This window comes from Kitasatospora sp. NPDC059599 (genome assembly GCF_042735125.1).
Taxonomy (GTDB): domain Bacteria; phylum Actinomycetota; class Actinomycetes; order Streptomycetales; family Streptomycetaceae; genus Kitasatospora.
This window is the reverse complement of sequence record NZ_JBHWCL010000080.1, coordinates 14,489-27,025: the sequence shown is the minus strand read 5'-3', so window position 1 is coordinate 27,025 and position 12,537 is coordinate 14,489. Positions and strand designations below refer to the sequence as shown.

The window sequence follows — 12,537 nt, the reverse complement described above, 5'->3', positions numbered from 1 at the left end:
GGGGGGGGGGGCCGCCCCGGCCCCCGGTCTCACTCCCCGTCCCCGCCGACCATCCGCCGCAGTCGCCGCGCCGCCTCCCGACGCAGCTCCCGCCGGGCCCGCCGCTGCTCGCCCCGGTCGATCCGGGGGTCGGTGGCCACCTCGTAGCGCCGCACGTACGTCCCGACGAAGCCCTGCAGGGTCGCCGCCGCCGGGATCGCGATCAGCGCGCCCACCGCGCCGAGCAGGGCAGCGCCCGCGATCACCGCGCCGAAGGCCACCGCGGGGTGCACGTCCACCGTCCGCGCGGTGATCCTCGGGTGCAGCAGGTAGTTCTCGACCTGCTGGTAGACCACCACGAAGACCAGCACCCAGAGCGCGTCCACCGGCTCCACGGTGAGCGCCACCAGCACCGGCAGCGCCCCGGCCAGGTACGTCCCGATGGTCGGCACGAACTGCGACATGACGCCCACCCAGATCGCCAGCGCCACCGAGTACGGCAGGTCCAGCAGCGCGAACATCACCCAGTGCCCGGCGGCCGACACCACCGCGAGCAGCGCGCGGGAGTACAGGTAGCCGCCGGTCTTGGCGAGCGCGATCTCCCAGGCCCGCAGCACCTCTCCCTGCTTGGCGGGCGGCAGCACCGAACAGACCGTCCGGCGCACCCGCGGGCCCTCGGCGGTGAAGTAGAAGGTGAACAGCCCGACCGTGAAGGCCTGGAAGAGCCCGCCGATGACGGTGGAGGAGACGCCCCAGACGTTGTCGGCGGCCTGCTGGGCGTAGTTCTCGATGGTGCCGGAGTCCTTGAGCAGCTTCTTCTGGAGTTGCCCCAGCGACAGGTTCTGGTGGAAGGTCCGGTTGATCCAGCCCATCAGGTTGTCCACCAGGTGCGGCAGGTCCTCGGCGATCTTCGCCACCTGGTCGACCAGCAGCGTGCCGAGCGCTGCGAGGAAGCCGAGCACCGCAACCCCGACCGCGACGAACACCAGGAAGGTGCCGACCCCCCGGCGCACCCCGCGCGCCGCCATCCGGTCGACGGCGGGCTCCAGCGCGAGCGAGAGGAAGAAGGCCACCAGCAGCATCACGAAGAGGTCGATCAGCTGGCGGAAGGCCCAGTCGGCGAGCTGGAACAGCCCGACCAGGACGAGGAACAGGACCATCGCCTGGGGGAGCCAGCGCGGCATCCCGCCGCCCCACAGGACGCCGCCGCTCCCCCGCTCGCCGCGCCGCGCGTCGTCGCCCCGCGTACCGTCGGCCGGCCCGTCGGTTCCGGCCGGGCCGCCGTCCGCCCGCGCACCGTCGGCGACCCGCACCGCGCTGTCCGAATTCTTCTGTTCTGCGCTGCTTGTCACCGGGACAGTCTGTCCCATTCCGGGAGGACCCCGGCGGTCAGCGCAGCAGCGTCGAGACCCCCTGGGTCTCGCAGACCACGCGCCAGACGTCCTTGGCCTCCCAGCCCGCCTCCAGCGCCTGGCTCACCGTCCGCCCGCCGAGCTCGCTCATCACGTGGTCGGTCGCGAACGACTCCGCGTACGCCTCGCCGAAGTGCGCGTGCATCCGTCGCCAGAACTCGGTCAGCCTCATGGCTCAAGTATCGCGGACCCGGCGCCGGCCTCCCGGGCCCGCCACTGCCCGGCCGTCAGCGCGTACTCGACGTCGCCGTGCTCGCTGCCGGGGATCGTCTCCGGGTGGTCCTCGTGGAAGGTGCGGACGAACGAGAGCCCGCTCTTCTCCATCACCCGCCGCGAGGCCGCGTTCACCGTCATGGTGTACGCCACCACCCGCTCGACGCCCGACCCGGTGAAGCCGCGGCGGACCAGCGCCCGCGCGCCCTCCGTCGCGTACCCGCGCCCCCACGCGGCCCGGCGCAGCCGGTAGCCGAGCTCGACCTCGGCGCGCTCGCCGTCCCTCGTCGGCCGGAACTCGAACCAGCCCAGGAACTCCCCGCCCGCCCGCTCGTGCGCGGCCCACCAGCCGAGGTCGCCGTAGCGGCGGTAGTGCTCCAGGTAGCAGGGGATCAGCGTGTCCTCGACCCACTGCCGGGAGCTCGGCCTCCCGCCGGTGAGGTGGCGCATCACCTCGGGGTCGCCGTCCAGGTCGACGAGCTCGTCGACGTCGGCGGGGGTGAAGCGGCGCAGCACCAGCCGCTCGGTGGTGAGGTGCACGGACTCGCCCGGATCGCTCATGCCCCGATCCTCACCTGCCGCCGGTCGCCCGGTCACCCGGTTTTCCACCCCGCGCGGCGCCCCGGCTCACCGCGGCAGCGTCAGCAGCCCCGCCCCGAAGTACTGCCGGTCCCCGCAGGCGTACGGCCCCGGCGGGCAGCCCGCCGCCGCCGTGCTCGCGAGCAGCGCGGCCAGCGCGTCCGAGCCGAGGTCCGGGTGCAGCGCCGCCGCCACCGCGACCGCGCCGGTCACGTGCGCGGCCGCCATCGAGGTGCCGGCCAGCGCCGCGTACTGCCCGCCGGGCCAGTCCGAGACGACCGCGCCCTGCGGGCCGCCGTCCGGGTCGCCGCCGGGGGCGGCCAGCGAGACCCTGCCGCGTCCGTAGTTGGAGTAGCCGGACGGGTGGCCGTCCCGGTCGACGGCGGTGACGGTGACGACGCCGGGCAGTTCGCCGGGCAGCCGGACGCACTCGGTGCCCAGGAAGCGGGTCTGCGGGGGTCCGGAGACCCGGTCGTTGGGGCTGCGCTCGTCGGTCCGGGGGGCGCCGAGGTCCTGCGCGTCGTTGCCCGCCGAGGCGACCACCACCGCGCCCTTGCGCCGGGCGTAATCGGCGGCCCGGTCGACGACGGCGATCAGCGCGGCCTGGTCCCGGTCCTCGGGGCAGTTGTACTTCCACGGGTCGGCGAAGTAGCTGTTGTTGATCGCCTTGGCGCCGTGGTCGGCGGCCCAGAGCAGCCCGCAGACGATGTTCTCGGCGTAGTACTGCCCGAGCGGCCCGAGCAGCCGGACGGCGCCGATCCGCACGCCGGGCGCGACCCCGGTGACGCCGCGGCCGTCCCGGGCGGCGCCGACGATCCCGGCCACGTGGGTGCCGTGGCCGCTCTCGCCCACTCCGGGGTCGGGCCGCCAGGCGCCGGTCCGGGCGTCGGGCCGGCCGTCGGCGCAGGAGGCGGAGGCCTTCGGGTCGACGGCGGCGCGCAGGTCCGGGTGGGTGTCGTCCACGCCGGAGTCCAGGACGGCGACCAGCACCCGGTGCAGCGTCCCGGGGTCGGGCACGCCGATCGCGGGGGCGCCGGCCGGCGCCGTGGAGGCGTCCCCGGCCCTGGGGGCGGTCGCGCCGAGCAGGGCGAGGTTCCAGGCGCCGCCCTCGGCCGGGTCCGGCACGGTGGTGGTTTCGCCGTCCCCCCGGTCGGCGGCGGCGTGGTCGGCGGCGGCCGCGGCGCGCCCGCCCCGGTCCGCGCCGGCCGTGAAGTCCCCGGCCCCGTCCACCGCCCTGGGCGGCGCCACCACCGGGGCGGTCCGGGTCGCGCCGGCGGCGGTGATCCCGGGCCGGGTCCGCACCCTGTCCGCGAACCCCGCGGTCGCGTACGCCAGGACGGCCCCGATCTGCGGGTACTCCTGCACCACCTGGCCGCCGGCGGCGCGGCTCTCGGCCCGGGCCCGGGCCGCCCCGGAGGCGTCCTCCTGTTCGGCCAGCACCAGGTAGCTCAGGTAGGGCCGCCCGGGCCCGGAGACGTACGGGACGGCGCCGCCCACCACCAGTGCGGTGAGCAGCATCGCGAGCAGCGCCCGGGCGGGTCCGCCGACCCGGCGGCGCCGGGCGGCGCGGGCGGGCCTGCCCGACGGGTACGCCTGCGCCATCGCACGGCCTCCGCTCGTCGGTCCGGTGGGTCACGGGTGGATCATGCTTCCGATTCCTCACCATATGAGCGGATTGTCGTTTCTGCTCTTCGGCGTACACCCCCACGCCACCCGCCGCGTACACCCCCTGCCACCCGCCGCGCGCACGCCCCACCGCCCGCCCCGCACCGCACCGCACCGCCGGCGCCCGGTTGTCGGTCCCACCCGGCACCATGGGGGCATGGCGCCCCAGCACCCGACCCCGCCCGCCGACGACCCCCTGGCCGGCTTCGCCCCCACCACCCGGGCCTGGTTCACCGGCGCCTTCTCCGCCCCCACCCCCGCCCAGGCCGAGGCCTGGCGCGCCATCGGACGGGGGACGGACGTCCTGGTCGTCGCCCCCACCGGCTCCGGCAAGACGCTCGCCGCCTTCCTCTCCGCACTCGACCGGCTCAGCAGCACCCCGCCCCCGGCCGAGCCCAGGCGCCGCTGCCGGGTCCTCTACGTCTCACCGCTGAAGGCCCTCGCGGTGGACGTCGAACGGAACCTGCGCGCCCCCCTGGCCGGCCTGCGCCAGGCCGCGGTCCGGCTTGGCCTGCCCGAGCCGGAGGTCCAGGTCGCCATCCGCTCCGGGGACACCCCGGCCGCCGACCGCCGCCGCTTCGCGACCCACCCGCCCGACATCCTGATCACCACCCCCGAATCGCTGTTCCTGCTGCTCACCTCCGCCGCCCGGGAGGCGCTGCGCGGCGTGGACACGGTGATCCTCGACGAGGTGCACGCGGTCGCCGGCACCAAGCGCGGCGCCCACCTCGCACTCACCCTGGAGCGGCTCGACGAACTGCTGGACCGCCCGGCCCGGCGGATCGGCCTGTCCGCGACGGTCCGCCCGGTCGAGGAGGTCGCCCGCTTCCTCAGCCCGCAGCGCGGTGCCGTCGTCGTCCAGCCGCCCGCCGCCAAGGACTTCGACCTCTCCGTGGTCGTCCCCGTCCCCGACCTGGACGACCTGCCCGCCGCCCCGGCCGCCGGCAGCGCCGCCGACAGCGACCCGCAGCGGAAGGCCTCGATCTGGCCGCACGTCGAGGAGCGGATCGTCGACCTGGTCGAGGCGCACCGCTCGACCATCGTCTTCGCCAACTCCCGCCGCCTCGCCGAGCGCCTGTGCAACCGGCTGAACGAGATCGCCCACGAGCGCGCCACCGGCACCGCCGTCCCCGCCGCGCACGCCCCGGCCCAGCTGATGGGCGGATCGGGCGCCGCCAAGGGCGCTCCCGCGGTCATCGCCCGGGCCCACCACGGCTCCGTCTCCAAGGAACAGCGCTCGCTGGTCGAGGAGGAGCTGAAGGCCGGCCGGCTGCCCGCCGTGGTCGCCACCTCCAGCCTGGAGCTGGGCATCGACATGGGCGCCGTCGAACTGGTCGTCCAGGTCGAGTCACCGCCCTCCGTCGCCTCCGGCCTGCAGCGGGTCGGCCGCGCCGGGCACCAGGTCGGCGCCGTCTCCACCGGCGTCTTCTTCCCCAAGTACCGGGGCGACCTCGTCCAGTCCGCCGTGGTCACCGAACGGATGCGGGACGGCCGGATCGAGGCGCTGCGCGTCCCGCGCAACCCGCTGGACGTGCTCGCCCAGCAGCTGGTCGCGATGACGGCCCTGGACACCTGGCCGGTGGACGAGTTGCTCACCGTGGTCCGCCGCGCCGCCCCCTTCGCGACGCTCCCGCAGTCCGCCTTCGAGGCCGTGCTCGACATGCTGGCCGGCCGCTACCCCTCGGACGCCTTCGCCGAGCTGCGCCCCCGCGTGGTGTGGGACCGGGTGGCGGGCACCGTGACCGGCCGCCCCGGCGCCCAGCGGCTGGCCGTCACCTCCGGCGGCACCATCCCCGACCGCGGCCTCTTCGGCGTCTTCATCGCGGGCACCACCGACTCCGGTTCGAAGCCGGGGAAGGGCGGTGGCGGGCGACGGGTGGGCGAGCTCGACGAGGAGATGGTCTACGAGTCCCGCGTCGGCGACGTCTTCACCCTGGGCACCACCTCCTGGCGGATCGAGGACATCACCCACGACAAGGTGCTCGTGACGCCGGCCCCCGGGGTCCCCGGCCGGCTCCCGTTCTGGAAGGGCGACGCCCTCGGCCGCCCGCTCGAACTCGGCCGCGCCCTCGGCGCGTTCACCCGCGAGCTGGGCGCCCTCCGGCCCGAGGCCGCCACCGAGCGCCTCAAGCGGGCCGGTCTGGACGACTGGGCCGCCGCCAACCTGCTCGACTACCTCGCCGAACAGCGCACCGCCTGCGGCCACCTCCCGGACGACCGCACCATCGTGGTCGAACGCTTCCGCGACGAACTCGGCGACTGGCGGATCGTCATCCACTCCCCCTTCGGCGCCCAGGTGCACGCCCCCTGGGCGCTCGCGCTGGGCGCCCGGCTGCGCGAGAAGCACGGACTGGACCCCCAGGTCATGCACGCCGACGACGGCATCGTGCTCCGCCTGCCCGACGCCGACCTGCTGGCCCCCGACTTCGACTTCGCCGGCCCGTCCGCACACCCGGGCCAGGCTCCGGACGAGGCCCCGGTCGGCGCCGACGCCGCCCTGTTCGACCCCGGCGAGATCGAGCAGCTGGTGACCGAGCAGGTCGGCGGCTCCGCCCTGTTCGCCTCCCGGTTCCGCGAGTGCGCGGGCCGCGCCCTGCTGCTGCCGCGCCGCAGCCCCGGCCGCCGCACCCCGCTGTGGCAGCAGCGCCAGCGCGCCGCCCAACTGCTCGAAGTCGCCTCCGAGTACGGCTCGTTCCCGATCGTCCTGGAGGCCGTCCGGGAGTGCCTGCAGGACGTCTTCGACGTCCCCGGCCTGGTCGAGCTGATGGGCGACCTCGAATCCCGCGCCGTCCGCCTGGTCGAGGTCACCACCGCCGAGCCCTCGCCCTTCGCCCGCTCGCTGCTGTTCGGCTACGTCGCCCAGTTCCTCTACGAGGGCGACTCCCCGCTCGCCGAGCGCCGCGCCGCCGCGCTGTCCCTCGACTCCCGCCTGTTGTCCGAACTCCTCGGCCAGGCGGAGCTCAGCGAACTCCTCGACCCGCAGGTGCTCGCCGAGCTGGAGGCCGAACTCCAGCGCCTCACCCCCGAGCGCCGGGTCAAGGACGCGGAGGGCGTCGCGGACGCCCTGCGCCTGCTCGGCCCGCTCACCGAGGCCGAGTTGACGGCCCGGGGAGCCGAGCCGCTCTGGGCCCTGGAACTGGAGGCGGCCCGCCGGGTGATCCAGGTCCGGATCGCCGGCGAGCAGCGCTGGGCCGCGGTCGAGGACGCCGGTCGGCTGCGCGACGCACTCGGCACCCCGCTGCCGGTCGGCGTGCCCGAGGCGTTCACCGAGCCGGTCAAGGACCCGCTGGGCGACCTGATCGCCCGCCACGCCCGCACCCACGGCCCGTTCACGGCCGCCGAGGCCGCCGCCCGCCACGGCCTCGGCACCGCCGTCGTCGCCGGCACCCTGCACCGCCTCACCGCCGCCGGCCGCCTGGTCCAGGGCCGGTTCAGGCCCGCCGAGGACCACACCGCCCCCGAGTGGTGCGACGCCGAGGTGCTGCGCCGGCTGCGCCGCCGCTCGCTGGCCGCCCTGCGCCAGGAGGCCGAGCCGGTCCCGCCGCGCGCCCTGGCCGCCTTCCTCCCGCAGTGGCAGCACCTGGCCGGCCACCGGCTGCGCGGTCCGGACGGTCTGCTCCGGGTGGTCGAGCAGTTGCAGGGCGCCGCGCTGCCCGCCTCCGCCTTGGAGAAGCTGGTCCTCCCGGCCCGCCTCGCCGACTACTCCCCCGGTCTGCTGGACGAGTTGACGGCGGCCGGGGAGATCGGCTGGTGCGGGGCCGGCGCGCTGCCCGGCAAGGACGGCTGGCTCAGCCTCCACCTCGCCGAGAACGCCCACCTGCTGCGCCCCGAGCCCGTCCCGCCCGCGCTCACCCCGCTGCACAGCGCCCTGATGTCGGCGCTGGCGGGCGGCTACGGCCTGTTCTTCCGCCAGCTCGTCCAGCAGCTCCCGGAGGAGACCCCGGAGCCCGAGGTCGTCGAGGCCCTCTGGGACCTGGTCTGGGCCGGCTACGTCACCAACGACACCCTCGCCCCGCTGCGCGCCCTCCTCGGCTCGGGCCGGACGGCGGGTGCGACCGCCCACCGCGCTCCCCGGGCCACCCCGCGGGGCCGCTACGGCGGCGCCGGCCGCGCCTTCGGACGGGTCGGCGGCGCCCAGCGCAGCGGCCCGCCGACGGTGGCCGGGCGCTGGTCGCTGCTGCCGGCCCTGGGCACCGACCCGACGGTCCGGGCCACCGCCCAGGCGCAGGGCCTGCTGGACCGGCACGGCCTGCTCACCCGGGGCACGGTGGCGGCCGAGCGGGTGCCCGGCGGCTTCGCCGGGGTCTACCGGGTGCTGGCCGCGATGGAGGAGCGCGGCCGGGCCCGCCGGGGCTACTTCGTCGAGGGCCTCGGCGGCGCCCAGTTCGCCATGGAGGGCGCGGCCGACCGGTTGCGCTCGGTCAACGGCCGGCTGGAGCGGGCCCGGGCCGCCGAGTGGCCGGCCGCCCCGGCCTCCGAGCCGCCGCAGGCGCTGGTGCTGGCCGCCGCCGACCCGGCGAACGCGTACGGCGCCGCCCTGCCGTGGCCGGAGCCGCCCGCCGCCCCCGCCGGCAAGGAGTCCACGGCCCACCGCCCGGGCCGCAAGGCGGGCGCGTTGGTGGTCCTGGTGGACGGCGAGCTGGCGCTGTACGTCGAGCGGGGCGGCAAGTCACTGCTGGCCTGGCCGGAGGTCGGCCCGACGCTGACGCTCGCGGCCGGCGCGCTGGCCGCCGCGGTCCGCGGGGGCGTGCTCGGCAGCTTCACGGTGGAGCGGGCCAACGGGGAGCCCGCCCTCGGCTCGGACCTCGGCCGAGCGCTGGAGGAGGCCGGTTTCCACGCCACCCCGCGCGGACTGCGCCTGCGCCCGTAGGCCGGCGCCGCATGCGCCCGGACGTGGTGGAGGCCGCGGGGTCGTGGACCCCGCGGCCTCCTCACGTCGAATCATCCGATCGGTGGCGGCTGTGCCTCCACCGGTCGTACCGCCTCCGCGCCCGGGCGACGGACGGGTCCGGTCGCGTTCCGGTCGGCATGGACCGGGATGAGACCGAGCCCCCAGCCTCCGGCCGCGAGCAGCCCCAGCGCCGCGCCGTCGGCCAGTTGTCCGCGGACGACCAGGAGCCACCAGGCGAGCCCGGCCGCCACCGCCGCCAGGACCCACCGCACCGGACGCCGTGCCCGGAGCAACAGCCGCGCCCGGGCCCGTATTCGGGCCACCGGGCGCACCATCGCGTCTGTCCGCACGACCGCGCTCCCTTCGCTCGCTCCGGGCGGGGGCGCCCGGGAGTCGAGGCCGGGATCAGGCGGCGACCACGTCCATCGCGGCGGCCTTGGGCGACATGTTCGCCCGGTCGGTGCCGGGGGCGGGCAGCGGAACCGGTTCGAGTACCGGCCTCAGCAGATCACCTTCGGAGAGGGTGGCCATCGCCGCAAGTTCGGCGAGCGACAGTTCGTCGCTGACCTCGCGCATGACCTCGGACATCCGGACGTCGAGTGCGTCGCAGATGGCGGAGAGCAACTCCGAAGAGGCCTCCTTCTGTCCCCGCTCGACCTCGGAGAGGTATCCGAGCGAAACCCTGGCGGCCGCCGACACCTCGCGGAGTGTGCGGCCCTGGCGCTGGCGCTGCCGACGCAGTACATCGCCCAGTAGGCGACGGAGCAGGATCATCGGTGCCTCCCTCCTCGGACTGCGGATCGAGATGTCACGACCCCACCGTACCGCCTTGCCCGCTTCGCGTGCGGGGACCCTGGTCGTGTTCACTCTGGGCTGCAAGGCTGTCCCCCTCCTCGTTCCGGTGTCCTACCCGGGTTCGCGGGCCCCTCGTGGTACCCGACTCGGGCCACCCGGCCACCGTCACGCAACTCGTTCGCCACCTGGTTTCTGCCCAACCAGGCCGTTGGATGTAACACGATCCTCCAGCTGTGCCATACCCGGGCGCCAGATCGGCAGGTCTCGGTTCGGTGGAGATCCGTCGGAGCGGCCCGTCATCGTGCGGGTCGTGGTGCGAGCCGGCCGACGAGGAGCTCGAGTGCGGCGGTCACCGCTCCGTGACGGATTGTGGCACGCCCTCCCGACAGCAGGGGCGAACTGACCAGAGTTCCGCCCGGGCCGGCGACCGCCAGGTGTACGGTGCCCACCGGCTGCCCGTCCTGCGGGTCCGGACCGGCCACCCCGGTCGTCGCGAGCCCGTACGTGGCCCCGAGCAGTCCGCGCACGCCCTCGGCCATCTGCCGGGCCACCACCGGGTGGACCGGACCGTGCACGTCCAGCAGTCCCTCGTCCACCCCGAGCACGGAGGCCTTCAGCTCGGTCGCGTACGCGGTGACCGAGCCGCGGAAGGTCGCGGACGCCCCGGGGACGTCCACCAGCGCGGCGGCCAGCAGGCCGCCGGTCAGCGACTCGGCGACGGCCAGCGTGCCGCCCTCGGCCCTCAGCGCGGCGTGCGCCCGCTCGGCCAGCCGGTAGTCGTGCTCCGCCACCCGTCTCCCCCGTCGTTCAGCGGTCCGCGCGGTCCGCGGCCCGTCCCTCGCGGCGCAGTCGCAGCGCCTGTCCGACGTAGTCCAGCGCGGTTCCGACGGTCAGCAGCACCGCCAGCCCCATCAGCACGGCCCGTCCGGTGGCCAGCCAGCCGGTCAGGGCCAGGACGTACATGCCGACCGCGGTGCCCTGGGTCAGCGTCTTGAGCTTGCCGCCGCGGCTGGCCGGGATGACCCCGTAGCGGATCACCCAGAACCGCATCAGCGTGATGCCCAGCTCGCGGGCCAGGATCACCACGGTGACCCACCAGGGCAGGTCTCCGAGCAGGGAGAGACCGATCAGCGCCGAGCCCATGATCGCCTTGTCGGCGATCGGGTCGGCGATCTTCCCGAAGTCGGTGACCAGACCCTTGCGGCGGGCCAGTTCACCGTCGAACAGGTCGGTGATCATCGCGATGGCGAACGCGGCCCAGGCGACCGAGCGCCACTTGGGGTCGTGCCCGCCGCCGGCGAACAGGAGCAGCACGAAGACCGGCACCAGCAGCACCCGGATCATCGTGAGCACGTTGGCGATGTTCCAGATCCCCGGGGTCGGCGGCGCCGCGGCCGCCGGTCTGCCCGGGTGGGCCGCGGCCGGGGCGCCGGGCCCGTTGGTCATTCCCCGGCTCCCGGGGCCTCGGCCCCCGAAGTCCTGGGCAGTCGCACCTGCTCCAGCGCCTCGGCGATCAGGTCGACGCCCTCGCTGGCGACCACCTTGGCCCGCCAGAACTGCCCGACCGCGGGGGCCTCGACGCCCTCCAGGGTGGTGAGGCCGTCGGTCTCCGGCGCCTGGTGGGCGGCCCGGCCCTCGACCACCCCGTCCTCGACCGACTCGATCAGCACCTCGACCTCGGTGCCGATCCGCTGCTCGGCCCGCTGGGCGGTCATCTCCTCGGCGAGCCGGCTCAGCCGGTCCAGCCGCTCGGCGATGACGTCCTCGGGGAGCTTGCCGTCGTAGGTCGCGGCCTCGGTGCCGTCCTCGTCCGAGTAGCCGAAGACGCCGATCGCGTCCAGTCCGGCGTTCGTGACGAAGCGCTCCAGCTCGGCGAAGTCCTCGTCGGTCTCGCCGGGGAAGCCGACGATGAAGTTGGACCGGGCGCCGGCCTGCGGGGCCTTGTCCCGGATGGTCCCCAGCAGCTGCAGGAACTGGTCGGTGGAGCCGAAGCGGCGCATCCGGCGCAGCACGGCGGGCGCCGAGTGCTGGAAGGACAGGTCGAAGTAGGGCACCACGTCGGTGGTCCCGGTCATCGCGTCGATCAGGCCCGGGCGCATCTCGGCCGGCTGCAGGTAGGAGACCCGCACCCGCTCGACGCCCTCGATCGAGGAGATCTCGCCGAGCAGCGTCTCCAGCAGCCGGATGTCGCCGAGGTCCTTGCCGTACGAGGTGTTGTTCTCGCTGACCAGGACGACCTCGCGGACGCCCTGCTCGGCCAGCCACTGGGCCTCGTGGAGCACGTCGGAGGGGCGGCGGGAGATGAAGGAGCCACGGAAGGCCGGGATGGCGCAGAAGGAGCAGCGCCGGTCGCAGCCGGAGGCGAGCTTGACCGAGGCGACCGGGTTGTCGTCCAGCCGCTTGCGCAGGGTGCGCGGCCCGGAGGCCGGGGCCAGGCCCTCGGGCAGGTCGGCGATCGGCTCGGCGGTGGCCTCGGCGCCGTGGCCGGGCAGCGCGACGGCCTCGGCGGCGGACTGCCGCTCGGCGGGGCTGATCGGCAGCAGCTTGCGGCGGTCGCGCGGGATGTGCGGGGCGTGGTGGCCGCCGGAGAGGATGGTCTGCAGGCGGTCGGAGATGTCGGAGTAGTCGTCGAAGCCGAGGACGCCGTCCGCCTCGGGCAGCGCGTCGGCGAGTTCCTTGCCGTACCGCTCGGCCATGCAGCCGACCGCGACGACGGCCTGGGTGCGGCCGTGCCCCTTGAGGTCGTTGGCCTCCAGCAGGGCGTCCACGGAGTCCTTCTTGGCGGCCTCGACGAAGCCGCAGGTGTTGACGACGGCGACGTCCGCTTCGGCGGCGTCGTCGACGAGCAACCAGCCGTCGGCTTCCAGTCGCCCGGCGAGTTCCTCGGAGTCCACCTCGTTGCGGGCGCATCCGAGCGTGACAAGGGCGACAGTACGGCGTTCAGGCATAGGCCCAAGATTAACGCGCGGCCTCCGGTGCCGTTCGCCCCGGAGGCCGCGAGCC

At 75.4% G+C, this 12,537-nt stretch carries 10 protein-coding genes; 1 reads left to right on the top strand and 9 read right to left on the bottom strand.

Going from position 1 to position 12,537, the window contains the following annotated elements:
* Positions 1-29: 29 nt before the first annotated feature.
* The 4 genes from ACFV04_RS25725 to ACFV04_RS25710 all read right to left on the bottom strand — a co-directional run bounded on the left by ACFV04_RS25725 (position 30) and on the right by ACFV04_RS25710 (position 3,785).
* Positions 30-1,331: an AI-2E family transporter gene (locus tag ACFV04_RS25725; protein WP_380532656.1), complete on the bottom strand. Its 1,302-nt coding sequence runs from the start codon at positions 1,329-1,331 to the stop codon at positions 30-32.
* Between the two features lie 37 nt (positions 1,332-1,368).
* The gene (locus ACFV04_RS25720) at positions 1,369-1,563 is read right to left on the bottom strand and encodes a DUF3046 domain-containing protein (RefSeq protein WP_360258452.1); all 195 of its coding nucleotides are present in this window, start codon (positions 1,561-1,563) and stop codon (positions 1,369-1,371) included.
* The gene (locus tag ACFV04_RS25715; protein WP_380341145.1) at positions 1,560-2,165 is read right to left on the bottom strand and encodes a GNAT family N-acetyltransferase; all 606 of its coding nucleotides are present in this window, start codon (positions 2,163-2,165) and stop codon (positions 1,560-1,562) included. Before ACFV04_RS25715 ends, ACFV04_RS25720 begins: the two co-directional genes overlap by 4 nt.
* Positions 2,166-2,231: 66 nt before the next feature.
* Entirely contained in the window at positions 2,232-3,785 is a 1,554-nt protein-coding gene (locus tag ACFV04_RS25710; protein ID WP_380532652.1) for a S8 family serine peptidase, read from the bottom strand.
* A gap of 220 nt (positions 3,786-4,005) precedes the next feature.
* Between ACFV04_RS25710 and ACFV04_RS25705 the strand changes: the two genes are divergently transcribed.
* The gene (locus ACFV04_RS25705; protein WP_380532649.1) at positions 4,006-8,718 is read left to right on the top strand and encodes an ATP-dependent helicase; all 4,713 of its coding nucleotides are present in this window, start codon (positions 4,006-4,008) and stop codon (positions 8,716-8,718) included.
* Positions 8,719-8,789: 71 nt separating this feature from the next.
* Here ACFV04_RS25705 and ACFV04_RS25700 read toward each other — a convergent pair whose 3' ends face one another.
* The 5 genes from ACFV04_RS25700 to rimO form a co-directional block, all read right to left on the bottom strand.
* Entirely contained in the window at positions 8,790-9,062 is a 273-nt protein-coding gene (locus ACFV04_RS25700; RefSeq protein WP_380341154.1) for a hypothetical protein, read from the bottom strand.
* 82 nt (positions 9,063-9,144) lie between these two features.
* Positions 9,145-9,513, bottom strand: a complete 369-nt coding sequence (locus ACFV04_RS25695) for a helix-turn-helix domain-containing protein (protein ID WP_049660741.1) — start codon at positions 9,511-9,513, stop codon at positions 9,145-9,147.
* A 317-nt stretch (positions 9,514-9,830) separates the two neighbouring features.
* Positions 9,831-10,325 carry a CinA family protein gene (locus ACFV04_RS25690; protein WP_380341157.1) on the bottom strand — a complete coding sequence of 165 codons (495 nt, stop codon included), beginning with the start codon at positions 10,323-10,325 and terminating at the stop codon, positions 9,831-9,833.
* A 16-nt stretch (positions 10,326-10,341) separates the two neighbouring features.
* Positions 10,342-10,980, bottom strand: coding sequence for a CDP-diacylglycerol--glycerol-3-phosphate 3-phosphatidyltransferase (gene pgsA, locus ACFV04_RS25685; protein WP_360258462.1), 639 nt, complete (start codon positions 10,978-10,980; stop codon positions 10,342-10,344).
* Positions 10,977-12,482: a 30S ribosomal protein S12 methylthiotransferase RimO gene (rimO, locus tag ACFV04_RS25680; protein ID WP_360258465.1), complete on the bottom strand. Its 1,506-nt coding sequence runs from the start codon at positions 12,480-12,482 to the stop codon at positions 10,977-10,979. The genes pgsA and rimO overlap by 4 nt, the downstream gene beginning before the upstream one ends.
* Positions 12,483-12,537: the final 55 nt, after the last annotated feature.

Bases quoted from the DNA above. Each gene is read 5' to 3' on its own strand.
- pgsA (WP_360258462.1), bottom strand. From the start codon at position 10,980: ATGACCAACGGGCCCGGCGCCCCGGCCGCGGCCCACCCGGGCAGACCG.
- ACFV04_RS25720 (WP_360258452.1), bottom strand. From the start codon at position 1,563: ATGAGGCTGACCGAGTTCTGGCGACGGATGCACGCGCACTTCGGCGAG.
- ACFV04_RS25715 (WP_380341145.1), bottom strand. From the start codon at position 2,165: ATGAGCGATCCGGGCGAGTCCGTGCACCTCACCACCGAGCGGCTGGTG.
- ACFV04_RS25705 (WP_380532649.1), top strand. From the start codon at position 4,006: ATGGCGCCCCAGCACCCGACCCCGCCCGCCGACGACCCCCTGGCCGGC.
- ACFV04_RS25695 (WP_049660741.1), bottom strand. From the start codon at position 9,513: ATGATCCTGCTCCGTCGCCTACTGGGCGATGTACTGCGTCGGCAGCGC.
- rimO (WP_360258465.1), bottom strand. From the start codon at position 12,482: ATGCCTGAACGCCGTACTGTCGCCCTTGTCACGCTCGGATGCGCCCGC.
- ACFV04_RS25710 (WP_380532652.1), bottom strand. From the start codon at position 3,785: ATGGCGCAGGCGTACCCGTCGGGCAGGCCCGCCCGCGCCGCCCGGCGC.